The 684-nt window shown below is 46.2% G+C and carries 1 protein-coding gene; it reads left to right on the top strand.

Annotated features, from left to right (window positions below; all coding sequences use genetic code 11):
• The coding region (locus R7Q46_RS27335; protein ID WP_318078297.1) for an acetate/propionate family kinase at positions 1–684 on the top strand (684 nt) is incomplete at both ends.

The following is a 684-nucleotide window of genomic DNA, read 5'->3' as shown; positions in this document are numbered from 1 at the left end:
GAAAAAAAGGAAATCTCCATCGAAGGTGACGATAGCCATCACAAAATCGCTATCGGCAAACTAGTAGGTTTAACCGAAGAGTTAGGTCTAGCTCAAGACATCGTTGCTGTGGGCCATCGTATTGTTCACGGCGGTGAGAAATTCACTAAGACCGTTCGTATTACTGAAGAAGTTACACAAGAAATTGAGAAGCTTGCAGACCTTGCTCCACTTCACAACCCAGCTGGTGCTATCGGCATCCGTGCTGCTGTTGAAGCGTTTCCAAGCCTTCCACAATTTGCTGTATTCGATACAGCGTTCCACCAAACAATGCCTCAACGTGCGTTCACTGGTGCAATCGCTAAAGAGCTTTACACAGATTTCGGCATTCGTCGTTACGGGTTCCACGGCACAAGTCATTACTTTGTAAGTCGCGAAGCTGCGAAGATGATCAACAAGCCGATTGAAGAATCGAGCTTCATCTCTGTTCACTTAGGTAACGGTGCTTCTGTTTGTGCAATCAACAATGGTGAATCTGTAGATACGTCTATGGGCTTCACTCCGCTGTCTGGTCTAATGATGGGTACACGTTGTGGTGACCTTGACCCAGGCATCATTGAGTACCTTCTGAAGAAAGGTTGGTCTCAAGAGAAAGTGTTCAACTCACTGAACAAAGCTTCTGGCTTCTTAGGTGTTTCTGGCCTA

The sequence above is a fragment of the Vibrio sp. 811 genome (assembly GCF_033339195.1).
Note: the sequence above shows the minus strand (reverse complement) of the source record. Positions and strands in the feature narration are given on the sequence as shown.